General features: G+C 68.4%; 31 protein-coding genes and 1 tRNA gene. 12 read left to right on the forward strand and 20 right to left on the reverse strand.

Going from position 1 to position 24,638, the window contains the following annotated elements:
* Positions 1-65: 65 nt before the first annotated feature.
* From OG206_RS16215 to OG206_RS16255, 9 genes are all read right to left on the reverse strand, one after another.
* Positions 66-380, reverse strand: a complete 315-nt coding sequence (locus tag OG206_RS16215; RefSeq protein WP_030123120.1) for a hypothetical protein — start codon at positions 378-380, stop codon at positions 66-68.
* Positions 381-407: 27 nt separating this feature from the next.
* Positions 408-563, reverse strand: coding sequence for a hypothetical protein (locus tag OG206_RS16220; RefSeq protein WP_106972196.1), 156 nt, complete (start codon positions 561-563; stop codon positions 408-410).
* A 12-nt stretch (positions 564-575) separates the two neighbouring features.
* A complete protein-coding gene (locus tag OG206_RS16225; protein WP_030123119.1) occupies positions 576-758 on the reverse strand; it encodes a mobile element transfer protein in 183 nt (60 codons plus the stop codon).
* A 5-nt stretch (positions 759-763) separates the two neighbouring features.
* Complete coding sequence (locus OG206_RS16230) at positions 764-949, reverse strand: hypothetical protein (RefSeq protein ID WP_030123118.1); 186 nt, start codon at positions 947-949, stop codon at positions 764-766.
* 18 nt (positions 950-967) lie between these two features.
* A complete protein-coding gene (locus tag OG206_RS16235) occupies positions 968-1,633 on the reverse strand; it encodes a DUF2637 domain-containing protein (RefSeq protein WP_030123117.1) in 666 nt (221 codons plus the stop codon).
* Positions 1,633-1,818, reverse strand: a complete 186-nt coding sequence (locus OG206_RS16240; RefSeq protein WP_030123116.1) for a hypothetical protein — start codon at positions 1,816-1,818, stop codon at positions 1,633-1,635. The genes OG206_RS16235 and OG206_RS16240 overlap by 1 nt, the downstream gene beginning before the upstream one ends.
* Before the next feature lie 80 nt (positions 1,819-1,898).
* Positions 1,899-3,251 carry an FtsK/SpoIIIE domain-containing protein gene (locus tag OG206_RS16245; protein WP_030123115.1) on the reverse strand — a complete coding sequence of 451 codons (1,353 nt, stop codon included), beginning with the start codon at positions 3,249-3,251 and terminating at the stop codon, positions 1,899-1,901.
* A 2-nt stretch (positions 3,252-3,253) separates the two neighbouring features.
* Positions 3,254-3,613, reverse strand: a complete 360-nt coding sequence (locus tag OG206_RS16250; protein ID WP_030123114.1) for an SCO3933 family regulatory protein — start codon at positions 3,611-3,613, stop codon at positions 3,254-3,256.
* A 139-nt stretch (positions 3,614-3,752) separates the two neighbouring features.
* Positions 3,753-4,532, reverse strand: a complete 780-nt coding sequence (locus OG206_RS16255) for a GntR family transcriptional regulator (RefSeq protein WP_051708339.1) — start codon at positions 4,530-4,532, stop codon at positions 3,753-3,755.
* Between the two features lie 18 nt (positions 4,533-4,550).
* Here OG206_RS16255 and OG206_RS16260 point away from each other — a divergent pair, with 18 nt between their 5' ends.
* Positions 4,551-5,015 carry an NUDIX hydrolase gene (locus OG206_RS16260; RefSeq protein ID WP_033247907.1) on the forward strand — a complete coding sequence of 155 codons (465 nt, stop codon included), beginning with the start codon at positions 4,551-4,553 and terminating at the stop codon, positions 5,013-5,015.
* A gap of 345 nt (positions 5,016-5,360) precedes the next feature.
* Here the strand turns inward: OG206_RS16260 and OG206_RS16265 are convergent, their stop codons facing one another.
* The 7 genes from OG206_RS16265 to OG206_RS16290 all read right to left on the reverse strand — a co-directional run bounded on the left by OG206_RS16265 (position 5,361) and on the right by OG206_RS16290 (position 10,033).
* Positions 5,361-6,137, reverse strand: a complete 777-nt coding sequence (locus OG206_RS16265) for an SMODS-associated NUDIX domain-containing protein (protein ID WP_318259807.1) — start codon at positions 6,135-6,137, stop codon at positions 5,361-5,363.
* 24 nt (positions 6,138-6,161) lie between these two features.
* Positions 6,162-7,640 (reverse strand): RNA-directed DNA polymerase, encoded by a 1,479-nt coding sequence (locus OG206_RS16270; protein ID WP_078468319.1) that lies wholly within the window; start codon positions 7,638-7,640, stop codon positions 6,162-6,164.
* Between the two features lie 327 nt (positions 7,641-7,967).
* Complete coding sequence (locus OG206_RS16275) at positions 7,968-8,270, reverse strand: hypothetical protein (protein WP_030123111.1); 303 nt, start codon at positions 8,268-8,270, stop codon at positions 7,968-7,970.
* Entirely contained in the window at positions 8,267-9,010 is a 744-nt protein-coding gene (locus OG206_RS16280) for a GntR family transcriptional regulator (RefSeq protein ID WP_030636126.1), read from the reverse strand. Before OG206_RS16280 ends, OG206_RS16275 begins: the two co-directional genes overlap by 4 nt.
* A complete protein-coding gene (locus OG206_RS16285; RefSeq protein ID WP_030123109.1) occupies positions 9,007-9,231 on the reverse strand; it encodes a hypothetical protein in 225 nt (74 codons plus the stop codon). Before OG206_RS16285 ends, OG206_RS16280 begins: the two co-directional genes overlap by 4 nt.
* Before the next feature lie 199 nt (positions 9,232-9,430).
* Positions 9,431-9,742 carry a hypothetical protein gene (locus OG206_RS32610; RefSeq protein ID WP_030123108.1) on the reverse strand — a complete coding sequence of 104 codons (312 nt, stop codon included), beginning with the start codon at positions 9,740-9,742 and terminating at the stop codon, positions 9,431-9,433.
* A 12-nt stretch (positions 9,743-9,754) separates the two neighbouring features.
* Entirely contained in the window at positions 9,755-10,033 is a 279-nt protein-coding gene (locus OG206_RS16290; RefSeq protein ID WP_030123107.1) for a hypothetical protein, read from the reverse strand.
* Positions 10,034-10,111: 78 nt separating this feature from the next.
* Here OG206_RS16290 and OG206_RS16295 point away from each other — a divergent pair, with 78 nt between their 5' ends.
* Together OG206_RS16295 and OG206_RS16300 are read left to right on the forward strand one after the other, a co-directional pair.
* Positions 10,112-10,867, forward strand: coding sequence for a GntR family transcriptional regulator (locus tag OG206_RS16295; protein ID WP_030123106.1), 756 nt, complete (start codon positions 10,112-10,114; stop codon positions 10,865-10,867).
* Between the two features lie 47 nt (positions 10,868-10,914).
* Positions 10,915-11,253 (forward strand): hypothetical protein, encoded by a 339-nt coding sequence (locus tag OG206_RS16300; protein ID WP_033247906.1) that lies wholly within the window; start codon positions 10,915-10,917, stop codon positions 11,251-11,253.
* A 150-nt stretch (positions 11,254-11,403) separates the two neighbouring features.
* Here OG206_RS16300 and OG206_RS16305 read toward each other — a convergent pair.
* A tRNA-Ser gene (locus OG206_RS16305) sits at positions 11,404-11,490 on the reverse strand.
* A gap of 61 nt (positions 11,491-11,551) precedes the next feature.
* Complete coding sequence (locus OG206_RS16310; protein ID WP_327116654.1) at positions 11,552-13,060, reverse strand: S1C family serine protease; 1,509 nt, start codon at positions 13,058-13,060, stop codon at positions 11,552-11,554.
* Between the two features lie 197 nt (positions 13,061-13,257).
* Between OG206_RS16310 and OG206_RS16315 the strand changes: the two genes are divergently transcribed.
* The 3 genes from OG206_RS16315 (at position 13,258) to OG206_RS16325 (ending at position 15,998) form a co-directional block, all read left to right on the forward strand.
* Positions 13,258-14,085 (forward strand): glycerophosphodiester phosphodiesterase family protein, encoded by an 828-nt coding sequence (locus OG206_RS16315; RefSeq protein ID WP_327116656.1) that lies wholly within the window; start codon positions 13,258-13,260, stop codon positions 14,083-14,085.
* Positions 14,086-14,225: 140 nt separating this feature from the next.
* Positions 14,226-14,834: an ATP-binding protein gene (locus OG206_RS16320; protein ID WP_327116658.1), complete on the forward strand. Its 609-nt coding sequence runs from the start codon at positions 14,226-14,228 to the stop codon at positions 14,832-14,834.
* 198 nt (positions 14,835-15,032) lie between these two features.
* A complete protein-coding gene (locus OG206_RS16325) occupies positions 15,033-15,998 on the forward strand; it encodes a DUF5926 family protein (RefSeq protein WP_327116660.1) in 966 nt (321 codons plus the stop codon).
* Positions 15,999-16,695: 697 nt separating this feature from the next.
* On the opposite strand, the gene OG206_RS16330 is transcribed toward OG206_RS16325, so the two are convergent.
* Entirely contained in the window at positions 16,696-17,379 is a 684-nt protein-coding gene (locus OG206_RS16330) for a bifunctional DNA primase/polymerase (protein ID WP_327116662.1), read from the reverse strand.
* 655 nt (positions 17,380-18,034) lie between these two features.
* On the opposite strand from OG206_RS16330, the gene OG206_RS16335 reads away from it, so the two are divergent.
* Together OG206_RS16335 and OG206_RS16340 are read left to right on the forward strand one after the other, a co-directional pair.
* Entirely contained in the window at positions 18,035-19,405 is a 1,371-nt protein-coding gene (locus tag OG206_RS16335) for a PP2C family protein-serine/threonine phosphatase (protein ID WP_327116664.1), read from the forward strand.
* Between the two features lie 99 nt (positions 19,406-19,504).
* Positions 19,505-20,968 (forward strand): aminopeptidase P family protein, encoded by a 1,464-nt coding sequence (locus OG206_RS16340; RefSeq protein ID WP_327116666.1) that lies wholly within the window; start codon positions 19,505-19,507, stop codon positions 20,966-20,968.
* A gap of 47 nt (positions 20,969-21,015) precedes the next feature.
* Here the strand turns inward: OG206_RS16340 and OG206_RS16345 are convergent, their stop codons facing one another.
* The gene (locus OG206_RS16345; protein WP_327116668.1) at positions 21,016-21,579 is read right to left on the reverse strand and encodes an ATP-binding protein; all 564 of its coding nucleotides are present in this window, start codon (positions 21,577-21,579) and stop codon (positions 21,016-21,018) included.
* A 259-nt stretch (positions 21,580-21,838) separates the two neighbouring features.
* Here OG206_RS16345 and OG206_RS16350 point away from each other — a divergent pair, with 259 nt between their 5' ends.
* The 4 genes from OG206_RS16350 to OG206_RS16365 all read left to right on the forward strand — a co-directional run bounded on the left by OG206_RS16350 (position 21,839) and on the right by OG206_RS16365 (position 24,627).
* Positions 21,839-22,642: a hypothetical protein gene (locus tag OG206_RS16350; RefSeq protein ID WP_327116670.1), complete on the forward strand. Its 804-nt coding sequence runs from the start codon at positions 21,839-21,841 to the stop codon at positions 22,640-22,642.
* Between the two features lie 104 nt (positions 22,643-22,746).
* Positions 22,747-23,481 (forward strand): YcnI family copper-binding membrane protein, encoded by a 735-nt coding sequence (locus tag OG206_RS16355; RefSeq protein WP_327116672.1) that lies wholly within the window; start codon positions 22,747-22,749, stop codon positions 23,479-23,481.
* A gap of 46 nt (positions 23,482-23,527) precedes the next feature.
* Positions 23,528-24,184: an SCO family protein gene (locus OG206_RS16360; RefSeq protein WP_327116674.1), complete on the forward strand. Its 657-nt coding sequence runs from the start codon at positions 23,528-23,530 to the stop codon at positions 24,182-24,184.
* Positions 24,181-24,627 carry a copper chaperone PCu(A)C gene (locus OG206_RS16365; RefSeq protein ID WP_327116676.1) on the forward strand — a complete coding sequence of 149 codons (447 nt, stop codon included), beginning with the start codon at positions 24,181-24,183 and terminating at the stop codon, positions 24,625-24,627. The genes OG206_RS16360 and OG206_RS16365 overlap by 4 nt, the downstream gene beginning before the upstream one ends.
* The last annotated feature ends 11 nt before the right edge of the window (positions 24,628-24,638 follow it).

Genomic DNA, 24,638 nt, shown 5'->3' on the forward strand with positions numbered 1-24,638 from the left:
TCGATCGGTGGGTACGGCTCCCGGGCGGCGGATGCTTGGCGGTATCGAGGCCGCCCGGGGGCCGGTCAGCGGCGTTTGGCGTCGGACGCGATCAGGGAGCGCACGACGACCGCACAGACGGCGACCGATGCGCTGGTGACGGCGACCGCCAGGAGCAGCGAGACCAAGACGGTGCCGACGACCAGGACGACGGCAGTACCGGCACCGACGAGCGCGACCGCGGTGCCGGGGGTGAGCTGTACGACCGGACGGGACGGCTCAGGGGCGGCGGCGGGTGCCGGGGCAGGCGTGCCCGGCGTGATGGTGGTCGGCTGGACGACGGCGGGCGGGGTGACCAGGCCCGAGGGCTGCGGCATGGTCGGGATCTTGGGCTGGAACATGGGTGGTTCTCCTCTCCCGGGCGCGGGTTACTTGACGGCGGTGTCGATGACGGAGGCGACGAGGCTGTCGGCGAGGAGGTAGCCGCCGAGGAGGAGTACGCAGATCAGCCACGCCGGCGGGCGGAAGAGCTTGATGCCGAGGTAGCCGACGACCAGCAGGGCGATCCAGAGGGGGACGTCCATGGACGCTGTCTCCTATCGGACGGTGCAGCGATGGGTACGGGCGGCGAGTTGGGCGGCGGTCCGGCTGGAGTAGTCGGCGGACCAGCCGCAGCGGTCGGCAGTGCAGACGGCGGCGTGGGCGGTGCGGTCGCGGTGGGTGCCGATCTGCACGGGGCCGATACGCATCACGGAGTGGAAGCTGTCGCGGGCGGGCATGTCGGTCAGCCCCTGTCGGTCGTCGGGTCGGTGTACTGGGCGCGGATGCTGCGGGCGGTGGCCGGGTCGTCGACGCGCCGTGCGGCTTCCTCGGCGAGCAGGTGGGCGAGGAAGGGGCGTCCGGCTGCGGCCATCTCACGCGCTCCGTCGAGGTAGTCGTCCACGGTCAGGTCGGCGGGATCGTGGGTCATCTCAGTTCTCCGTTGCGGTCAGCTGAGGCGGGCGGCGATGGCGTCGGCGAGGTGGGGCGGAACGCCGAGGCGGGAGCGGAGGGTGTCGGTGTCGATCGGTGATCCGGTGCGGGTGCGGTACTCGTCGGCGACCTTGCGGGCGTGGTCGATCAGCACGGCGGGAACGGGCGGATCCGGGGGCGCGGCCGGTTGCGAGGACAGGGGCGTTGTCGCAGGGGGTTCATCGGCCAGGGATGGGATCGGGGCGGCGTCAGGCGTACGCGCTGGCTCGACGTCCTTTGTCTCCGTGACGGCGGCTGGCGGAGCTGGCTCCGGCTTCCCCGACGAGTGGGCGAGGAGTGTGCCGCCGAGGAAGGCGAGTGCGGGCCATCCGGCGATGCCGAGCCGGAGCGGGGCCGGCGGGTCGGCCAGGTCGAGGAACCCGGCGGTGGCGACGTTGGCGCCGAGCGAGGCGAACAGGGCGATCAGGAACCAGCACCAGGCCAACCGGGACGGACCCTCGCTGCGCAGCCGACGCCAGGCGGCGACAAGGAGCAGGTCGACGCTGACCGGGTAGGCCCATGCCTTCCAGCCGTCCTGTCCGGCCGCGGCGGCGAGGTCGTGCAGGTGGGCGAAGGACAGAGCTCCGGCGATGACCGCCTGGATCAACACCGCGTCGATCCGGAGACCGTGACGGGCGCCCATCAGGAGTCCTCAGCGGGGTCGGAGTCGTCCGGGAACGTGCCCGGCGGCGGCTCCGGCAGCGACACAGCGAGGGACGGGCTGACGACGTCCACGAAGTCGAGGTCGGCGTCGGCCATGTCGGCGTACAGGGCGAGTTGGCCGAGCAGGAGCACGGTCCGGGCGAAGTCCTCGCAGTCGGGGCACATGGCGGTTCTCCCTTCTCTGGGCATGGCGGTGGTAGGGACTCGGCGCGAAGACGGTCACGCCTACCGGGTGGGGGGAGAGTTCAGGCGGTGGCCGGAGAGGCCTTCGCCGATGGCACAAGTTCGGTGGCGGTGCCGGTGGTGGGCCGGAAAGGGGCCAGCTCGGGCAGGTCAGGGGTCCTGTCGGCGTACCGGTTGCAGAGGTTCACGGCCTGGCGGAGCGAGGTGTGCGGAGCACGGATGCGGTGCCAACCGCCGGACGCGTCTCCCGCGATGGCGAGGCCTCGCAGTTCGGCGGGAATCTGGATGGCGGCGAGGACCGCGTCCGGGGCGATGTCGCCGAAGGCCATGTTGGCGGAGGTCTCGTCGTTGAGACGGTGGGCGGTGCGGCCGGTGAGTTGGGCGCGGAGCATGGTGATGCCCTTGCCGAGTTCGGAGCCGAAGCGCTGTCCGCAGATTTCGAGGTAGATACCGGCGGCGCGGCCGAGCTGCGCGAGACGGACCAAGGCGGTGATGATGCGGTCCCGCCGCCTCTCCTCCTCCTTCGTTGCGTACAGAGCGAGTTCGGCCACCTCGTCGACCAGGACGACGACCGGGGTCGGGCGGAGCCCATCAGGCAGGTCCCAGATGTCGGCGGCGATCTCCGCGTCCGGTACATCGACGGTGATGCGCTGCTGGGTACGGATGAGGCGGTAGACGTCCGCCATCCGCGCCACGAGTGCATCGAGGAGTTCGGCAGCGGTGTCCGGGCTGTCGGCCAGCGCTGAGAACCGGCGCGCCAGCGGGAAGAGTTCGACCCCTTGCTTGCAGTCGATGCCGACGAGGGCAACGTCCAGAGGAGCAAGGCCGGCGACCAGGTTGCGTTGGTAGACCGACTTGCCGGACTCCGTGGCGCCGAGGGTGAGGGCATGAGGTATCGCGCGGTAGTCGCGGTAGTGCACCGACCCGTCCTCCCGGAGGGCGACCGGTACCCGCATCGCCCGGGTCTCCGTCTCAGCAGGCATCTGCACCCGCTTGAGCACGTCGTATCCGGTCATCCGCACCTCGACGACACCGGACCGCACCTCACGCGAGGTCACGCCGAACATCGAGAACGAGTGCCGAAGCCGGTCCGAGGCCGCAGCGATGTCGAAGACGTCTTGGCCGGGACCGAGCTTGAGTCGGAGGACCAGGCCGGTGCGAGTCGGCCGCAGTCGCCGGATACGCGGTGGGCGGGGCTCAGGTATCGGCTGGTTGGTGGCCCGAGCCAGAGCTAACCGCCACCGCGCCGGCGGAACGGTCAACCCGCACGCGTCCATGACCGAGCGGTACCGGACCAAGACCCGCAGCGCGGCCAGAGTGACCCCGAAGGCCAGCCAGTACCAGGCGGGCCGCCGCCACCGCAGGAGACCCGCAGCGGCGACGACCAGCACCAGAGCGACCGTGAAGGCGGTCATGACTAGGCCGCCTTCGACCCTGCGGCGGCGACGTCGGCGAGCGAGGTGACGGCGACCGCGCGGAACGCGATGCCGTGCCGCCGCTGACCGTTGAAGTCGTTCTCCCACGGACGGGCGACCAGGCCGGTGAGCGCGACCGGCGTACCCATGGACAGCTCACCGGTGATCCCGGGCTCCGGAACGGTGACGGACAGGATCTCCACCTCCTCGTTCGCCGCGAACATCACGTCCACGGTCATGAGCTGAGCACCGGTCTCCATGTCGGTGGCGATCTCACCGGTGCGGCGGTCACGGACCTTGACCAGCGGAGGCTTGGCGACCATCACGACAGCGCTGGAGGTGTCGACGGGAATCTGACGCACAGCAGATCACTCCTCTATAGATGCTGAACTCCGCCACTCATGTATATGAGTGACATGAAGAAGAGTGCCCGACTCCTGTACATGAGTCAACCCGTCGCGAAGAAGAACTCACGACGGGTTGCGGAAAGTTGAGGGGACGTCAGTCGTCAGCAGGGATCCGATACTCGAAAACGAACTGGTCAGCGGCCATGAGCGTGTCGCACACCTCGACCACCCGACCCGCAGTCGTCCGGGCCTCCCGGATCAGGTGAACCACGGGCGCACCCGGGCTAAGCGTCAGTTCCGACGCCTCCGACTTCGAGGCCGGGCGCGCTTGCAGCGTCTCGACGAACTCCGCGAACTCATGCCCGTGGTCTTCGAGTCGGGCGTAGATGCCTCCGCCCCCGGGGTTCTCGGCGAACAGCTCGGGGATCTCCTTCACCACGTCCCAGGGCAGGTACGACGAGGCGGTCTCCACCGGGGTGCCGTTACGGAAGTAGAGGCGCCGGCGGGCCAACACCTGCGTACCGGCGGGCACGCCCAGGCGCTCGGCCGCATCCTCGGGCGCGTCCATGGGGCCGATGTAGAGGACGCTGACTTTTGCGGTGGCGCCGGACTGTGCGGACTCCGCGAGGTAGGCGGCCTGGCCACCTTGCCGGAGCGAGCGCCGGAAGCGATCGGAGGAGCGGTGCCGTACGGGGGGCCGGTTCTTGACGATCGAGCCCTTGCCATGCCGGGTCTCGACGAGCCCGCTCGCCCGTACCTCGACCATGGCCTTACGGATCGTCCCACCGGAGACGCCGTAGCGGTCCACCAGCTCGGATTCGCTCGGCACCATGTCGCCGGCCTTGAGAACCCCCGCCCGGATCTGCTGCACGAGGTCATCAGCGATCTGCACATACCGAGGACCGGAACCGGCCCCTCCCGCCGCAGTTCCCATAGTCCTTCCCTGCCTCCTATGCTCCTCTACATGAGTCAATCACAGGAAGCGGCACCCACTCCCCTGCACTCCGTGTCCGTCGCCGGAGTAGTGGTGCGCGAGGACGGCCGTCTCCTGGCGATCCGCCGAGCCGACAACGGCACCTGGGAGCTCCCCGGCGGCATCCTCGAACTCAACGAGACACCCGAGGCCGGCGTTGCACGCGAGGTCTGGGAAGAGACAGGCATCCACGTCGAGGTGGAACAGCTCACCGGCGTCTACAAGAACACGACCCGAGGCATCGTGGCTCTGGTCTTCCGCTGTAAGCCCTCCGGTGGCACTGAGCGCACATCAAGCGAGTCGACAGCCGTCTCCTGGCTCACACCCGACGAGGTCAGCGAGCGCATGGCCGAGGTCTACGCGGTCCGTCTCCTGGACGCCCTGGACGGCAACGGCCCTCACGTGCGAAGCCACGACGGCAAGCAGCTCATCACAGCGGGATAAGACTTTCTCTACTTCATCAAGGCCCGCGCACGGCGCGGGCGCGCGCCGCCTCTGCGGCGCGGCCTGCCTCCTGTCTCCGCCCCGGCTAGCCGCGCCCGGCGGCGCGCTGGCGAGCTGCGGGCAGAAGGTGGGGGCCCCGCTGTGGCTGGGGCGGTCGGCTCCACGGCTTTAGCCACCTCCCCGGTTCGGGTCCCGCGCCGAGCAAGACCAGGGGGCCACTCGTTCAAATTCCGGGCAGGATCACAGCCTGCCCGAGTTGCCGGCCAGCGTACGGCCCCCTGATCATGCTCGACCCCAAACCGGGCAGGACACCGGCCAAACCCGCTCCGCCGACCTATGCGCGCTCTACAGGATCCGTTGAGCATGCGCAGCAATATCAACTTGATGCCTCTGCCCCGGAATAGACCCCCGTCGGCTTATCTGTTGCGTGGTTGCCCACAGCAAATCCGGGTGCCCTGAATTCATAAGACTGCGGAGCTCAGCCTCTTGGTCAAGATTCGGCGTTAGCTCATAAATGTCTGCGACCAAGATTTCAAGCGATTGCGCATGAGGGCTATAGCGAATTTTATCCACATCGCGCCTGACATAGTTGTGCATGATGTGCGGAAAATGAGAACTCGGCAAAATCGAGGAAGCAACGAGCTCCTCTTGGAACTCACGCCACGGAGAATCCTCGCGCCCCTGTCGTGAATTAAACCAGTTAAAGAAGCGTGCGATTTGGCGCCCGGGTACACGAACGCGAAGATCACCCCTACTCGACGCATCGAAAGGCACTAGATCGTCATCCGTCACCCCCATAGCAAGCAACTTACCGCTGCCTTGTGCCGTCACTTTGTGAACACCACCGACTGGCTGGAACTGCGGGAATCTGCGCCCACGGATCAGAAGGTACTTGTCATCGAGCTTAATCCTGAACAAGTAAGAAGTGGAAACACGAATGCTCCGATTCCTATACCTGGTCGAGTACCATAGGTGTCTTATATCTTGACGATTTTTACCAACTTCATCGAGTGTAGGTATGAGCATTCCCACACTAAATCCCGCCACAAGGTTGACCGCTGTCGGGTTAGGCAGGTAGAAACTCACTATTCCGCTCACCAGTGCGGCAAGAAAATAAGACACTAGTCGGACCATAATTGCCACCAACTATCTAGGCAGAGGGATTTTCGGGTTTTTGAGTAGATAGCGACAAACCCAGGCCAGTTCCGATTCCGATCCAGCGAGCCGCTCAAGCAGCCCATTGGAAACTGAACGAGCCTCGTACATGGCAACAAGCAGAGCACGACGGACACTAGGATTCGCCTCATCCTCATACTGGCGTCGCAGAAGCTGACCGTCCGCCGGCGAGCTAAATCTCCCCAGATACCGCGCAGCAAACTCCCGCGGCAGGTTGGATTTGTTTTTATTCTGCAGGATCTGCCAGGAATGATCCCGAATCTTACGCGACCTGATTTCCTGGCGCGCTGCAGATTGAAGCACGCGCTGCTCCAGATAGTCGTAATCCTTCCCGGCTACGAGGGACAGCGTGGATGCGAGCACCCTACCGATAGCAATACGGCGACTTGGGAAGCACTCCAAATAGTCCAACAAGTTGCCAGCCAAATGGTGGCTCTCTATCAAGTTCTTCATGACCCAGGGAATTGCACGGTCATCACTGAGCCATACTCCCATGCGGTAGAGCGCAAATTTTACATCTCGATCCTTCTGGTTCCCCGATATGGCCTGAGTGAAGAGTTTATAAAGTCGATCATCAGCGCCCATCTCGCCAATTTTTAGCCCATAATTGATTGCATCTTTCTCAAGGTTTTCCAACTGCGTGACCGACTCGGAATTATCAAAGATGTCCGTCTTCGCTGCAGACATTGAAAGCCGTCGAGACCGCAAAATGGAGTTGATCTCCAACAAAATACTTCGCAGGGCGGTCCAATCGGTGTCGAAAATCATCATATCGTCCGAGTATCGTAGATAATTGACCTTAGACCTGTATACGAACTCGTCCACCGGCAAGAGGTACATATTTGCAAGGATGCCCGAAGAATCAGGCCCTTGCGGTATTCCCCACGCATGGCTGGATGACTGGAACATCTGCAGGTATTTATCCAGAAGCCCCAACACTCTCGGATTAGCATTTAAGGTTTGCAGGTCCACCGAAAGTGTGCTCACGTCAATGTGCTCATAAAAAGACACTACGTCAGTTCGGGCAAGCTGAAAGGGGGCCGAGTTAATTATCTTGACGCCTTGCTTCTGCATGTTCACCCAAGAGTTAACAGGTGTCCAGAATTCCTTTCCCCCATTGCTCCAACGGGCGCTATAGACCGCATCCCCGACCTGATGATCAATCAGATCAGCGATCGCAAATACTAGCGTGTCATAAACGAGACGATCGTGCACTGTTAGTCGCGCAATTGGGCGGACCCCGACGGGGTTCTTGGGCAGGTCTATGATCTCGACATAATCGGGTCCAACCTGTCCACTCCGAAGGCTCTTTATTACCTCTGCTCGAAACTTAGGCCAGTTAGAGGATATGTCTCGCAAATTGATAACGTCGGGAATCTCCGACTGCCCATGCCCGCCGTAGAGTCTCGACCAAGCCTTGTCTAAAAAATTTGCACTAACCCGAGCCATAGTTACGCGAGGGCTCCTGTCCTGACGGCCCGGCAGGACAGCTCGGCCGGGGATGGACGTAACCCTCCCAGGTTACTCAACTACGTCCCGCTAGGGACCAGTTATGTAAGCCAGGCGATGTTTGAGCACGAGCCATGCGTGGTTCCCAAGCTCGCGGCACGCGTGGTGTCCTAGGAACCGACCCTCGGGGCATCCCGCCGGTCTGGCTACCTCGTTGCGGCGAGCAACCGAACTGGCATAACACAACGGGGAGGGGAACCCGAGAACTTCACTCGGGTTCCCCTCGGGAGTCTGTGCTCGGCTGGCGCCGTTGTGCCGCAGCCTCTATCAGATTCGGTGAGGCTCGCGCACTGTGAGCAGATGACCACGGCTGGCCGCAACCCGAAGCACGTCCCTCAGGGAGCCCGTCAGGGCGTGGCCCAGGCAGCGCAGGTCCGTCAGGTCCACGTCCTGGTCGTCGAAGGCTTCCGCGGCCTCTTCCAGCAGTTCGGCCGCCGTGCCGAGTTGGACCGCCTCGATGTGGTCTGCCAGACGGGACATGTAGCCGCCCCGGTCGTCGGTGCTCAGGAAGCAGGGCCTGCCCTCTGGGCCCGTCCACGGAAGCAGTCGCATTTCGTTCGGTGCCGTCATCCTTGTGTCTGCCTCTCGTCGAGCACATGGTGGGCGGTGAAGACGGCATCGACGCGATTTCCCGGGAAGGCCAGGAGCGCCGCTTCGATGACGCGTCCGGTGGAGTCAGTGGCGACACGGGTGATCGCGAGGACAACCGCGGTGGATCCGATCCGGAGGGCCGACGCTTCATCTGGGGTCGGTGAGCGGGCGCAGACCGTCTCTCGGACGGTGGCCGGCGACGAGCCGAGGACGGCGAATCTAGTGACCGCCTCCCGGCACGCGGAGTCGTCGTCGAGGACTCCGGCCGGGACTAAGTCGCGCGGGATGTAGATGCGGGCCAGGCCGTGCGGCGACCCTTGTTCGATGCTGAGGCAGGAGTACTCCGCGAGGGGGCTTCCCGTTGGCACCTTCAGCAACGTCGTCAGGTGCACGGAGGCCGGAACCGTGGTGCTGCGAACCGTGACGCGCAACGTCGGCTCAGCAGCGGTCCAGGGGTCCAGCGTGCCCCAGCCGCCGACGTACATGATCTTGCGGCGGGGGTGACGGACGTAGTTGCCCTTGCCGTGGATCTTCTCGACGAGTCCTTCGCCCTGGAGCACAGCGAGAGCACGTCGCAGGGTCACTGTGCTGACTCTGTACCGGACGGCCAGGCCGGCTTCGGACGGGAGGCGTTCGCCAGGCTTGATGCTGCCCGTCTTGATCTGGTGGCGGAGGTCGTCGGCGATGTCGTGGTGACGAGAAGGCACGGAGCCGGTCACCGCCTTCTCAGCAGTCGCAGGGCGATGAGCCGGGTACGCGTGTGTATGGCCAGCAGTTCGCCCGATTCGAAGACCAGTTGCTTGGCCCCCTGCGGGAGCTGGAGAAGGTCTCGCACCCGGTAGGCCTGGCCGCCGAGTTGGATGATGTCGCCGCGCTGCACCGTGGCCGCAGTGACCTCGACGGGGGAAACCAGCGCGCCGCCTGGTGCTCGGCCCCTCACGCCGTGACCTCCGTAGGCACATAAGGGTCGGGGGTCGAGTGGCACGGGCAGTCACACACCTCGTAGATCACCGGTACGTCGGCCGGCGCCAAAGACGGGGAGGGCTCGATGCAGGAGTGGTGCGTGCCGATCCAGCACGCGATCGAGCGGTACGGGACGGGAGCTGTGCCCGTGGGGTGCGGTTGTCGGCGAGGAGGCATCAGTGGACCCCCGCGAGGGCCGACCAGGCGTCGGCGGGGAGTTGGGGGGCGACGAGCACCGTGCGCGTCCGAACTCGCTCTTCCCACGCCAGCAGGTACGGACGGACAAGCGCGACGTCCTCACCCCTCAGCGGGTAACGGTGGACCGCGCCCGCCGAAGCCCGACCCAGGGCGACGGCCGAAGCGTCAGCGGGTGCGATAACGGTGCGAGCAGCCAGCGGCCGGGAGGGCGTTAAGGGGCGGCGATGCCGGCCCTTCGAGAAGTACCGCTCTCTGGTGAACGAGGCGGCACGGCGGATACGGTTGAGCATGCTGTTCAGCTCCTATCGCTGATAGCCCGGTCCCCCGACATCGCCAGTCGTGGGGACCATTTTGCGTACAGCCGCCCATAAGGTGCGGCCGTTCACACTGGTGGCCAGGAGTCCGAATCGATCGGCCTCAGCCACCACGTCCAGGACCTCCCGCCATGACTCAGCGGAGAGCGTTTCCGGTACTTCCGCCTCGACCGTCGTGAACCGCTTGTGCTCCTCCACGCGCGTGGGGAGCCCGATGGCGGACAGTCGGGCGGCGATGGCCGCCGCGGTCACTCCCGAAGCGGGCACAGGGCAGCCTCCGTCACCAGCGATCACTTTCAGTGAAGCTAGTTAACTAGATTAGAGCTAGTGGACTAGATTTTCCATATGTCTGAGCAACCGCCGTATCTCCGCATCGCCGACGAACTCCGGCGGCGCATCGCGGAGCACGTCTGGGAACCGGGCGACCGCCTCCCCTCCCGCGCCCAGATCGGCCAGGAGTACGGCGTGGGCGAGAACGTGGTTCGCCGGGCTCAGGAGTTGCTGATCTCCCACGGCGTGCTGGAGGGCCGGGCCGGATCGGGCACATACGTCGCCGAGACCCGGCAGCGAGTACGGGTCGTCCGGTCAACGGCGCGCGAGCAGCCCGGCGGAGCTCCGTTCCGCCAGGACATGAAGGCGCTCGGCAGACAGGGCGACTGGGAGAGCCGGACCGACGCGAAGGTGCCCGCCCCGGTGGAGATCGCGGCGCGGCTCGGGATCGTCGAGGGCGAACTGTGCGTGCGTACGACGTACGAGTTCTTGGCGGACGGCAGGCCGGTGCAGCTGTCGACGAGTTGGGAGCCCTACGACCTCACCGCCGGCACACTCGTCGTCCTCCCCGAGGGAGGGCCGCACGCCGGGGCGGGAGTCGTGAACCGCATGGCCGCGATCGGAGTCACCGTCAGCCATGCGGTGGAGCAGCCTGAACCGCGGCACGCGACCGCCGAAGAGGCATCGCTACTCGGCATACAGAAGGCCGCACTCGTGACGCACATCCGGCGGACGTACTACAGCGACCAGGGCCGCCCCGTGGAGACGGCGGACATCGTGGTGCCCGCAGCGCACTGCGAGATCGTCTACGAGATCCCGATCCATCGCTGAGCGGCCGTACCCCCTTGCGGGAAGTGTCACTACGGCATCATGCGTGCGTGGGAATCGATGTGGAACTGCACTCTGCTCGCCCGGCGCGCAACTGGAAGAAGGCACGCAGGACGTTTCTGCGAGGCTGCTACGGGCACGCCGAGGCGTTGGCCGACGCGCTCGGGTCGCTTCACTATCTCGGCGTCCCTGGGCGCCTTCCAGCCGTCGATCTCTACGGAGACACGGTGATGAACGAGCAGGAAGCCTCAGCAGCACTCATCGAAGTGCCCCGCCTGAAAGAACAGTGCGCGGACGAGCGCCAGCGCGCGGCGCTGGACGATCTCTCGGCGGTACTCGAACAGTGCTCGGCCACCCCGGGCAGCTATGTGTGGTTCGCAGGCGACTGAGGTGCAGGTGCTGGTGTCTTCCTCCGGCCCCCCCGCGTGCCCCTTCCGTGCCCGATAGAGCGGGAAACCACGGGGAACAGCGGTGCCCGGCGGGGACCGGGCATGGCAAAGGCCCCCGACCATACGTACTGGTCAGGGGCCGTTCACCTGCGGTGGGTGTGGGATTTGAACCCACGGTGACATCGCTGCCACGACGGTTTTCAAGACCGTTCCCTTAGGCCGCTCGGGCAACCCACCCCGCGTCGGAGCCGGTCCCGGTGCCCCGGGTCCGGCTCGATGCGTGGAACAGCCTAGCCGGTCAGCTGTCGCCCTTGCGCTCGCCCAGGGTGACTTCGGCCGTCGCCGTCTTACCGTCGCGCTTGTAGGTGAGCGTCACCTTGTCGCCGGCCTTGTGGGTCCAGATCTCGCCGATCAGGGTCGGGCCGCTGTCGACCACCGTGTCGTCGAACTTGGTGATCACGTCGCCGGCCTTCAGGCCCGCCTGGGCCGCCGGGCCGTTCGGGGTGACGGCGGGGCTGCCTCCCGCGCCCTCCTCCGAGATGACGGCGCCGCCGGTCTTCTCGTCCATCGTGACCGTCGCGCCGATCACCGGGTACACGGGCTCACCGGTCTTGATCAGCTGCTCGGCGACGTTCTTCGCCTGGTTGACGGGGATGGCGAAGCCCAGGCCGATGGAGCCGGCCTGCGACTGGCCGACGCCTCCGCCGCTGGTGGACTGGATGGCCGAGTTGATGCCGATCACCGCGCCGCCCGCGTCCAGGAGCGGGCCGCCGGAGTTGCCCGGGTTGATCGAGGCGTCGGTCTGCAGGGCGCTCATGTACGAGTTCTTGCTGCTGGACCCGTCGCCCGAGGCCACGGGGCGGTGCTTGGCGCTGATGATGCCCGTGGTGACCGTGTTGGACAGGCCGAACGGTGCGCCGATCGCGATGGTGGAGTCGCCCACGGCGACCTTGTCGGAGTCCCCCAGGGCCAGCGGGGTCAGTCCGTCCGGGGCGTTCTTCAGCTTCAGCACGGCCACGTCGTAACCCTGGGCGCGGCCGACCACCTCGGCGTCGTACTTCTTGCCGTTGGAGAAGGTCGCGGTCAGCTGACCGCTGTCCGCCGCGGAGGCCACCACGTGGTTGTTGGTGAGGATGTGGCCCTCCTTGTCGTACACGAAGCCGGTCCCCGTGCCGCCCTCGCCGTCGCCGGACTGCGCGTCGATGGTGACCACGCTGGGCAGCGCGCTCGCCGCGACGCCCGCGACGGTGCCCGCGGCGCGCTTGAAGTCCTTGGGGCTGTTGGCCGCGGCGACCGTGGTCGACCCGGAGGAGGAGCCGGAGTCACTGCTGTCCGCGGCCCAGTAGCCGAGGGCTCCGCCCACGCCGCCCGCGACGAGAGCCGCCACGGCGACCGCGGCGACCAGGCCGCCGGCACGGCGCTTGCGCGGGTGCTCGGGCGCCGCGTGCGCGGGCGCGCCCCAGGCGGGCGGGCTGCCGCCGTCGGCATACGAGGGGATGGCGGGCGGGGGCGGAGGCCAGGCCTCGGAGCCGGCGGGGGCGTGCTCCGGTGCCGACGGGGTGTACGGGTACTGCGGGTACTGCGGGTACTGCGCGTGCCCGGCGGAAGCCTGCTCGGCGCCTGTCTGGTGCGCGGCCGGAACCTGGGCCGTCGGCGCGTCCGCGGGCGTGGCGGTCGGGGCCCCCGGCGCGGGCGGACCCCCCTGCGGGGTGCCCTCAGGAGCGGCAGCCGGCACGGGAGGTGCGGACGGAACAGACGGTACGGACGGACCCGCGGTGCCCTCGTTGCCCTCGTTCTCGGTGCTCACAGCTCTTTACTCCTCGGTTCCACTCGGCATTCGGCAAGAGATCCGCTGTGCACGTGTCTGCGGTCAGCTTTTCCCACAGCACGTCAGGCCACTGTAAGCAGGACCTGTGCATCCGCACACCAATCTTTACATCAGGCAAAACGGTCGTACACAACAAGCTGACAGCACACGACGAGTCTCGGTGACACGATGGCGCCGTGACCCACGCACGCCTACCCTCCGAGCAGCCTCCCATCCAGGTCATCGCCCATCGCGGGGCCTCGGACGACGCTCCCGAACACACTCTGGCCGCGTACCGGAAAGCCATCGAGGACGGGGCCGACGCCCTGGAGTGCGATGTACGCCTCACCGCCGACGGGCAGCTCGTCTGTGTCCACGACCGCAGGGTGAACCGCACGTCCAACGGCCGGGGGGCCGTGTCCGCACTGGAGCTGGCCGATCTCGCCGCCCTGGACTTCGGTTCCTGGAAGGACCACGAGGAGTCCCCGGACTGGGATCCGGTGCCGGGCGAGCTCACGTCGGTGCTCACGCTCGAACGCCTACTCGAGCTGACCCATGACGTCCGGGCGGGCGGCCGGCCGCTCCAGCTGGCCATCGAGACGAAGCACCCGACCCGCTGGGCCGGCCAGGTCGAGGAGCGGCTGCTCCATCTGCTCAGGCGTTTCGGCCTGGACGAGCCGCCCGCCGAGGGGCCGTCCCCCGTGCGCGTCATGAGCTTCTCCGCCCGCTCCCTCTACCGGGTGCGGGCCGCCGCACCCGCTTTGCCGACCGTCTTCCTGATGCAGTTCGTCTCACCGAGGCTGCGCGACGGCCGCCTCCCGGCGGGGGCACGGATCGCCGGCCCCGGGATGCGGATCGTACGCAATAACCCCGGGTACATCGCCCGCCTGCACAGGGCGGGCCACCGGGTGCACGTCTGGACGGTGAACGAGCCGGAGGACGTCGACCTCTGCGTGAACCTCGGAGTGGAGGCAATCATCACGAACCGCCCCAAGCAGGTCCTGTCGCAACTTGGCCGTTCTTAACATCAGTTACACGGTGTGCACCGGCGCATTCACTCCGCAATCGATCGTTACGAGTGCATCACTGCCAGGGCTTTGGCCGGTTTCCGGCGCATCCCAGGAGGGCATCCAATCCCTGGCGTGGGGCAAAGGAGGTCTCGGGGGTGGCGTTTGTGGTGGCACAGGAAGTGCCGACGTCGTCGAGCATGGCCGTACCCCATGGTCCAGCGGGTGTGGGGCAGGCGCGACACCGTATGCGCGAGCAACTGCGCAGCAACGGGGTCTCGGACACCGTGGTCGACGACGCTGTACTGATCCTCTCGGAACTCCTCAGCAACGCCTGCCGGCACGGCAGACCGCTGGGGACACACACAGAAGTGGGCGACGGCGACATCCGTGCCGCGTGGCGCGTGGACGGCGAAGGCGACCTGACCGTCGAGGTCACGGACGGCGGTGGACCGACCAGGCCCGTCCCGGCGACGCCCTCGGTCACCGCCCGCGGCGGGCGCGGACTCAACATCATCAGTGCCCTCGCCCGGGAATGGGGCGTGCGGGACGACCCGGCGGGTGAAGTCACCGTCTGGGCCCTGGTCCCGGCAGCTCACGGGCGTCACGGGTTCCCCACGGTCGGCCCCGGCCGCGCTCCGGCCGCACGCCGGGACCCGTCCGGCGGGCCGGGCGGCCTGGAGGGACTCGCCGGGCTGGGCGGGCTGGGCTCGCTGGAAGGACTGGAACTGGCCGCCGCTCTCGACGCCTTCGACGACGCGGGCTGAGAACTCCGCGACGACGCGGGGCGAAAGCTGCGCGAGGACGCCGGCCGAGAGCTCCGCCCGCCCGCACGACCGGTGGACGTCGGGCCGTCGGGCCTTCGGCGGACGGCCGGACACCGTGACATGTGTGCCCCAGGGGCTGACGGGGACGACTAGGCTCGCGCCCGAGACCGCACTGTCGCAATCGGGAGAACGTCCACCATGGCCAAGAAGCGCCCTCAGTCCAAGGCCGGGAAGCCGCAGCTCAAGGATGGTGAAATCCCGGTCGTCGGGGCACGTGAGCCCTGCCCGTGCGGTTCGGGCCGCCGTTACAAGGCGTGTCACGGACGCGCCGCCGCCCACGCCGTGACCGAGCTGGTGCAGCGCCCCTTCGAAGGGCTCGCCGGCGAGTGCGACTGGATCGCCCTGCGCGAGCTGGTCCCCGCCGCCACCGTCGGCCTGACACTCAAGGGCGGACTGCCCGAGGGCGTGCCCTCCGTCACGCTCGCGACGGTTCTGCCGATGGCCTGGCCCGCGCTGCGCCGTGACGACGGCTCCGTCCTCCTCGCCCTGCAGAACGACACCTCGTCCGGCGACCTCAGCCGGGACCTGGCGGACACCCTGCAGCGGGCCCTGGAGGCCGAGCCCGGCTCACCGGTCGCCGCCCGCCGGGTCCCTGCCGACGGCCCGCGCCTGCAGGACGTACTCGATCCCGAGGCGGCGTTCGAGCCCGTCGTGCACAAGGGCTTCGAGTTCTGGGTCCCGGACGCGGAGAACGCCACGGCGGAGGTGTCGGCCTCCCTGGAGCGCGCCAACGCTGCTGCCATCCCCACCACCCGGCTCACCGGCGTGGACGCGGCCTACTGGTGCGAGACACCGGAGAAGAACCACCTGCGGTGGGTCATGCCGCACCCGGAGGAGCAGCTCCTCGACGCCCTCGCCCGTCTGCACGCCGCGGGCACCTCCTCGCTCGGCGAGGGAACCCGCCTCGTCGGCTCGTTCCGCGCCCATGGGCTCATGGTCCCGGTGTGGGACCTGCCGAGCGCGATGGGTGCCGAGGAGTGCGAGAAGCCCGCGGCGCAGTTCGCGGAGCGGCTCACGGAGGCCCTCGCGTCCGACGCACCGCTCACCGCCGACGAGCGCCGGGCCCGAGGCGGGCTCACCAACCGCCAGGTGACGCTCAGCTGACAGCGACGACGCGGGGCCGTGGCGGTGACTCCCGTCACAACTCCCCGTACCCGTCGGTAAATAGCTGACCGAATAGACGAGATCGAATTTGCTCACGGCGGATCTCTTGTTACGGTTCTGGAAGTCCGGTCGCTGGTGCATCCCCCGTCGCCAGCGGCCGGACGTCCTCGTTTCCAGGCCCGGGCGGGCACGGCGCACGCCGGAGCGCGCGGCGGACCCGGGGCCTGCGGCAACCACCCCGGCCCTCACCCGGCTTCGGTCCTTTGCGCCCCCGGCTTCACAGGTCCGCAGCCCTTCGGTCCCGGTGTGCGGGGCCGGTTCGGATCCGGGCGCCGACCGTGCGCCCCCACGGAGCCGATGAACCCGGGCCGTTCGCTTTCGGACAGAATCCCCGGGTCTCCGCCCTCACCGTGAATGCACCGGGAGCACCTCGGAAGCCATCCGCACCGGCACCACCGCGACCTGTCTCCGCTCTCCGCGGAAAGAGCGTCAGAAAGCGGGCCGGCAGTGGCATCCCACGCTGCAGGAACGCGAAGCGCAGGGCGTGCGTGACCCCACCGGCGACGCGATACCGGGAGCGGCCCCACACCCATGCGGATGAGCCGCTCGTACGCTCGGCGTCCGTCACGACCGCGGGCCGTACGGCGCCCTGTCCGACGGCCGGTGTGCCGTCGGCGGGCCACCGCGCTCGCGCCGGTCAGTACGAGAGCCGGCTGCCGCCGTCCGGAGCACTGTTGCTCGCCTCGACGAGCGCGTCCAGGACCGTCTCCACATCGGGAAGCCACGGAGCCGCGTCGCCCGCCACCGGCGCACGCTCCCAGCGCACCTGACCCGTACCGACCTCGGACGGGGGAAGGATCATGTATCCGCCCTCCCCGTGGAACCGCAGGGAACTGGGCACCCGGTCCTTGGCGTGCAGGAGCTCCCCGAGACGTTCCAGCGTGTAGGGGGAGACCATCAGCGACCACCGGGTCGGGGTCGCGACGACGGGACCGAGACGCAGCCCCATGCCGTCGAGGGCGGTCAGCGCACGGGCGCCGGCCACGGCCGGCAGGCTCAGTGCGCAGGGGGCCGCGCCGCCGGTCGCCAGGACGACGGGGGCGCCGGGCCGGTTGGTCCACCACCAGCGCACCATGCGCGCGTCGGTGGTCGCCGCGAGGAGACCGGGATCGAAGGGATGCGCGCCGGGCACCGCGCACTCGGGGTCGGGACAGGCGCAGCCGCGCCCGCGTTCGCCGCGCACGGCTCCCGCGGCCAGCCCCGCTCCCGGGAGCACGGGCCACTTCCAGACGGTGGCACAGGTCAGCGCCGCGTCGAGCTGGGCGGAACTTTCCTTGCGCCGGGTCCGGCGCCTGCGTCGCCTTCCGAGGATCTCGCGCATGAGCGCTCGTTCCTTTCCGTTGAACGCCGAGGTCCACATCACACCACGTGTGCGTTACACCACGTGTGCGTCTCTTCGCTGTGCGTGCCGGCCCATCGGGTTTCGGGCACGGACGTACCGTCGATGCCGAACGTGAGCCGAGCCGAGCAGAGTGGAACCGAACAGAATGGGGCTGAGCCGAGTCGAGCCGGGTTGAGCCGAGCCGAGTCCAGTTGAAACATCGCGCGGTCGGCGTGCGCAACGCGCGTGCCGTCCCTTGTGCTGCCCCGCCACTCAGGGGTGGGCGGGCGGCCGTCATCGGTGAGGACGTCCGGGCTCGCTGTCGGGTTCCGAGGCGATCGCAACTGCCCCTGGCCATCCACGGTTACGTACCCAGCATGCCCGGGATGACGCTCCCTCCGGCACTTCACCCCGAGGGTTCCCGCTGTCGAGCCCGCCCAGTCGATCGCAAATAGCCGCCCGGGGGTGCATTTTTTGGCCAAGTTGACTGACGCCACGGACACCATAAATACCGCGAGGACAATGCTGGACATGACCTTACTTGTGCGTGTAGATGTGGGGACGTGTACATGCGGATGCACTGATAGCGGCGCAGAACGACATGGGGGTTTGCGATGCTATTCGACAGAACACACCGGTCGGAAAGCCCGCCGTCATGAGCGCCCCCCATCTGCCGAAAGTGGCTGGAATCGACCCCATGGTTCCCGTTTCAACGCACACTGACGCGCCGCTGAGAGAAGTGCCCCTCGCACCCGGGGTGTTCCTCCAGGACCGCCTGGCCGGCTGGGTCTCCGATCTGACCACCCTGCACGAGCTCACCGAGCGGCTGGCCGGAACCGGCACCCTGGACCACGCCCTGCCCGAACTCCTGAGCGCCGGAGCCGCCCTCGTCGGGGCCGCCCGGGGGCTCCTCGTCCTCGAGCCCGCCGACGGCGCCGGACCGGCCCGCACCATCGGGCTCGGCCTCGCCCACGCGGAGCTCGGTCACATCGAGACCGTGCCCCGCAGCGCCACCCCGTACGGCCGCTTCCTCGACGGCCTCTCCGACACCGGCAAACCCCTGACCAGCCCGGACATCCTCGGCGACGCCGGCCTGGACCCCCGTTGCCGCGAGGTCGCCGCCCGGCTCGGGTACGCCGCGAGTTACGCCCTGCCCCTCGCGACCGATGCCACCGGAAGACTCGGCGTGGCCGTCTGGCTCTACGACGAACCCGCCGAGCCACTGGAACGCCAGTGCCATCTCGCCGGCGTGTACGCCCGCTACGCGTCCGCGCACCTGGCCCGCCTGCTGGAACTGGAACGCTCCAGGGCGGACACGGCCGTCATCACCGAGGAACTCCTCCCCACCCGGCTGCCCCGCGTGCCCGGTGTGCGGCTCGCCGTGCGCCACCGCACCGCCCACGGCGGCGGCGGCGAATGGTTCGACGCACTGCCCCTCCCGGACAACGCGCTCGGCCTGGCCGTCGGCTCGGTCGGAGGTTCGGGACCGACCGCCCTGGCCGCCATGGGGCGGCTCCGCGCGGGCCTGCGCGCCTACGCCGTGATGGAGGGCGAAGATCCCGTCGCCGTACTCTCCGACCTCGAACTCCTGCTGCGGCTCACCGAACCGGCTCGCGCGGCGACCGCCCTCTACGCGTACTGCGAACCCGAACGGCGCACGGTCGTGTTCGCCGGCGCCGGGCACACGCCCCCGCTCGTGATCGGTGACCGGCGCACCGAATTCGTGGAGACGACGCTGTCCGCACCCCTGGGCATGCTCTCCTGCTGGGAAGCGCCGAGCGTGGAGTTCACGACAGCGCCGGGCGAGACCTTCCTGATCTACACCGACGGCCTTCTGCGCCGCTCCGGCGACTCCATGGACCGCGCGTTCGCACGGCTCCACGCGGCGGCGGCCGCGGTGCCGAGGGCCGCGCGCCAGGACCCCGGAGCCGTCGCCGACCACATCCTGCGGACCGTGCTCCCGGAGGACCACGGCCGGAACGACGCCACCGACGACGTCGTCCTGCTGGCGGCCCGCTTCGACTGACGGCCGCCCCCGGACAAGTAATAGTTCCTCCGCGCCTGTGCCCCCTTCCGTACGCCCGTACGATGGGCAAGGCCCAGTGTCATACAAGGAGGACAAATCGTGTCTGAGGAGCTCACCCCGGAGACCCCGGAAACAGCGGAGACAGAGCCGATCAAGCAGCGGAAGAACGGCCTGTACCCGGGCATTTCCGACGAGCTCGCCGAGAACATGAAGTCCGGCTGGGCCGACACCGAGCTGCACGGCCTGGAGCCCATCGCCCAGGCCTCGCAGACCGCCGCCCGCCGCGCCGCGCTCTCCGCGCGCTTCCCGGGCGAGCGCCTGGTGGTGCCCGCGGGCAATCTGAAGACCCGCTCCAACGACACCGAGTACGCCTTCCGGCCCTCCACCGAGTACGCCTACCTCACCGGTGACCGGACCCAGGACGGCGTCCTGGTGCTCGAGCCCACCGAGGACGGGCACGAGGCCACGGTCTACCTGCTGCCCCGCTCCGACCGTGAGAACGGCGAGTTCTGGCTCAACGGCCAGGGTGAGCTGTGGGTCGGCCGCCGCCACTCCCTCAACGAGGCAGAGCAGCTGCTGGGCATCCCGGCGAAGGACGTCCGCGAGCTCCCGGCCGCGCTGACCGAGGCCACCGGCCCCGTCCGCAACGTCCGGGGCCACGACGCCGGCATCGAGTCCGCCCTGACCGACAAGGTCACCGCGGAGCGCGACGAGGAACTGCGCGTCTTCCTCTCCGAGGCCCGCCTGGTCAAGGACGACTTCGAGGTCGCCGAGCTCCAGAGGGCCTGCGACGCCACGGCCCGCGGCTTCGAGGACGTCGTGAAGGTCCTCGACAAGGCCGAGGCCACGAGCGAGCGCTACATCGAGGGCACCTTCTTCCTGCGCGCCCGCGTCGACGGCAACGACATCGGCTACGGCTCGATCTGCGCCGCCGGTCCGCACGCCACCACACTGCACTGGGTCCGCAACGACGGCGCGGTCCGCCCCGGCGAGCTCCTGCTGCTCGACGCCGGTGTGGAGACCGACGAGCTCTACACGGCCGACGTGACGCGGACCCTGCCCATCAACGGCACGTTCTCCCCGCTGCAGCGGAAGATCTACGACGCGGTGTACGAGGCCCAGGAGGCGGGCATCGCGGCGGTGAAGCCCGGCGCCGCCTTCCGCGACTTCCACGACGCCGCGCAGCGGGTACTCGCCGAGAAGCTGGTCGAGTGGGGCCTGCTCGGTGACCTGTCCGTCGAGAAGGTGCTGGAGCTGGGTCTGCAGCGCCGCTGGACGCTGCACGGCACCGGCCACATGCTCGGCATGGACGTCCACGACTGCGCCGCCGCGCGCACCGAGTCCTACGTCAACGGCACCCTGGAGGCCGGGGTCTGCCTCACGGTCGAGCCCGGGCTGTACTTCCAGGCCGACGACCTGTCGGTGCCCGAGGAGTACCGGGGCATCGGAGTCCGGATCGAGGACGACATCCTCGTCACCACGGACGGCAACCGGAACCTGTCCGCGTCGCTGCCGCGCCGCGCCGACGAGGTCGAGGCGTGGATGGCCGGCCTCAAGGGCTGACACGGCGGGCGCGGAAGTCCGCGCCCGCACACCGGAGGGCGCGCTGCTCAGGACACCATGAGCAGCGCGCCCTCCCGCCATTTCAGGATCTTGTCGAAGCTCACCACGGCGCCCCGCCCCGGACGGTTCCCGAAGTGGACGTGATCGGCGAGCTCTTCGATCAGGCAGAGTCCCCGTCCGCTCTCCGCGGTCTCCGGAGGGTGCGCCGCGGTGCGCGCCGGCGACGCGTCGCACGGCGGGCGGACAGCGGGCGGCTGCCGGTCCGCGGGGTGACCCGCGGACGGTTGCGCTGCGGTGTGAAGCGTGCGCCGCACGGGGAAACCCGGCCCCGAATCGGCGACTTCGATACGGCACTTCTCGCCGTCCAGGTAAGCGGTGACCCGGTACTGCCCGCAGGCGTGGCCGGACTGCTCGTGGCCGGCCTCACCCGCGTCATCACGTCCGCCGCCGTGCTCGACGGCGTTCGCGCAGGCCTCGCTGAGGGCGACGGAGAGGTCGTAGGAGATGTCCGGGTCCACCCCGGCGGTCTCCATGGTGCCGAGCAGAAAACGACGGGCGAGCGGGACGCTCGCAGCTTCGCGCCGCAAATGGAGTGACCACCACATGCTCATGCTCCAGCCTCCTGGCTGCGGCTCGACATACCGTTACGTATTGCCGGGGAGAACCCTCCGTAAGCACAAATCCCCTATGACAGCGCTCATTCGGCGGATGCGGATATTCCGTTCCCCGGTGTATGCCCGGCCGGACGAGGGCCGCGGAGCATGCGTGAACAGGTGCAACACGTCCCGATCACCCCCGGATGAGGACGGATGCCGACCTTCCGGACCTGCCGTACGGGAGGTGGGGGCCGGGTGCGATGATGACCCGGCCATGTCTATCCCCGTCGCACGCGCCGGAGCCGGTATGCGGCTTCTGAGGACCGCGGTGTTCACCGCGGTCTGTGTCGTGCTCGCCGCGGCCGGACATGGGATGGCCTCGGGCACGAGCGTCTCCGGATGGCCCCTGGCGGCCGGTTTCGCCGGGGTGTTCGCCGTGGCGGCCGCACTTGCCGGACGCGAACGGACCCTCCTGTCGATCACCGCCGCTCTCGCGGCCGGCCAGGTCGCCCTCCACGTCCTCTTCGGACTGGGACGGCACGCGCCGGACGCCGCGACGTCGTCGGGGAACGACTCGCTGATCCACTTCGCAGCCGGGCTCGTGTGCGGCGCCGGACCGGCGCAGCTGAGCGCCGGTGAGGCCCACCGCATCGTGACGACCGCGGGCATCGACCCCGCGACCGTGACCCAGGGGCACGCACACATGGTCTCCGGGGCGGACCCGACGTCCATGGCGTCGATGATGACCGGGCTGCCCAGCCTGCCGATGTTCCTGGGACATCTGCTCGCCGCGGTCGCCACGGGCTGGCTGCTGCGGCGCGGTGAGATCGCGCTCTTCCGACTGGCCAGGATCTCGGCCAGGGGTGGCCGGCAGCTCGCGGCCGGGGCCCGGCTCGGAGCGCTGCGGGCGGCGATGGCACTCGTGCGCGCCCTGCGCGCGGGGCTCCCCGGGCAGCTCACGACCGCGCCGCCCTTCCCCCGTACCGGCGTGGACGCACCTGTGCCCGCCACCGGGGATCCTCTGCAGCACATGGTGATCAGGCGCGGGCCGCCGCCCGTATACGTACGCGCAGCCTGACGCGACCCCCTCCGCCGGACCTGGTGAAGAGGCGGTCGTGATGCCGTCGCGCGTCCGCGCGCCGGACCCCCCCTTCTCTCTCGTCCTGTGGAGTGATCACTGCCATGAACGTTTCCCGCATCGCCATCGCCGGCGGCGTCGCCGCGTCCGCCGTCGTGCTGCTCGCCGGTACCGCCTCCGCGCACGTCAGCGTGCAGCCGCAGGGCCCGGCCGCCAAGGGCGGTTACGCCACCGTCAACTTCAAGGTTCCCAACGAGCGCGACGACGCCTCGACCGTGAAGCTCGAGGTCAGCTTCCCGACGGACCACCCCCTCTCGTCGGTCAGCCCGCAGCCGGTGGCCGGCTGGAAGATCGACGTCACCAAGAGCAAGCTGGCCAAGCCGCTCGACGTCCACGGCAAGAAGATCAACGAGGCCGTCTCCAAGGTCACCTGGACCGCGGAGGGCGACGGCATCAAGGCGGGCTTCTTCCAGCAGTTCCCGCTCTCCGTCGGGCAGCTTCCCGAGGACGCCGACCAGCTGGTCTTCAAGGCGCTCCAGACGTACAGCAACAAGGAAGTCGTCCGCTGGATCGAGGAGCCCACCGAGGGCGGGGACGAGCCCGAGAACCCCGCTCCCGTCCTCGCGCTGTCCGCTCCCGCGGAAGGCGCCCACGGCGCCGCCGCGGACGACAAGGACGACCACGACGCCGCCGAGGCGAAGGAGAGGACGGCTGCCACCGAGACCGCGTCCTCGTCGAACAGTGACAGCACCGCCCGGGTCCTCGGCATCGTCGGCATCGTCGTCGGCGTCGCGGGAGTGGCCTTCGGCGTCCTCGCGGGCCGTCGCCGCAGCGCCTGACCCGGCAGGGACCACCACTCGAACGACAGACCAGGGAATCAGCTCCATGCACAGCAAGAAGACGGTGCTGGCCGCGGCGTTCGCCGCCGTGGCCGCACTGACCCTGTCGGCATGCGGCAGCAGTGAGGCCCCGGCGGACAAGTCCGTCGCCGACGTCTCCGCCCAGCCCGCGTCCAAGCCGGGAACCGTGCTCGACCAGCCGTTCACCAAGCCCGACCTCGTGCTCACCGACACGCACGGGGAGAAGTACGACCTGCGCGCACGGACGAAGGGCAAGCCGACCCTCATCTACTTCGGCTACACCAACTGCCCCGACGTCTGCCCGCTGACCATGAGCAACATCGCGCTCGCCAAGCGCGCCCTGCCCAAGTCCCAGCAGGACGAACTCCAGGTCGTCTTCATCACGACCGACCCCGAACGGGACACCCCGGCGTCCCTGGGCAGCTGGCTCAAGGCCCAGGACCCCGACTTCACCGGCCTCACCGGCGACTTCCCCGCCATCCAGGCGGGAGCACGGCAGATCGGTATCGGCATCGACCCGCCGAAGAAGGAGAAGGACGGCACGGTCGTCTCGATGCACGGCGCCCAGGTCATCGCGTTCTCCCCGAAGACCGACCAGGGCTACGTGCTCTACGGCGAGGACACCACGGCCGAGGACTACGAGAAGGACCTGCCGAAGCTCGTCGAGGGGGCGACCCCGTGAGGCGTCGCAAGACCGTCGCGGGGACGCTGACACTGGCCACCGGGCTGGCCCTGGCAGCGTGTTCGTCGGACGGCCCCCCGCGGCTGGAGGTGACCGGGGCGTTCATGCCGCAGCCCGTCAGCGACATGGCGGCCGGATTCCTCCTCGTCAAGAACAGCGGTGGGGCCACCGACCGGCTCACCTCGGTCACCAGCTCGCTCTCCGACCACGTCTCCATCCACGAGACGCGGAACCGGACGATGCGGATGGTCACGTCGTTCGAGGTGCCCGCCAAGGGCGAGCTCAACCTCGAACGCGGCGGCAGCCACATCATGTTCACGGACCTCAAGCAGCGGCCCAAGCCGGGCGAGACGGTCTCCGTGGAGCTGAACTTCGAGAAGGCCGACCCCATCAAGGTCGACATTCCCGTGAAGGAGACCACCTACAACCCGAAGAAGCAGTGAGGTACTGACAC

This window comes from Streptomyces sp. NBC_01341, from assembly GCF_035946055.1.
GTDB lineage: Bacteria > Actinomycetota > Actinomycetes > Streptomycetales > Streptomycetaceae > Streptomyces.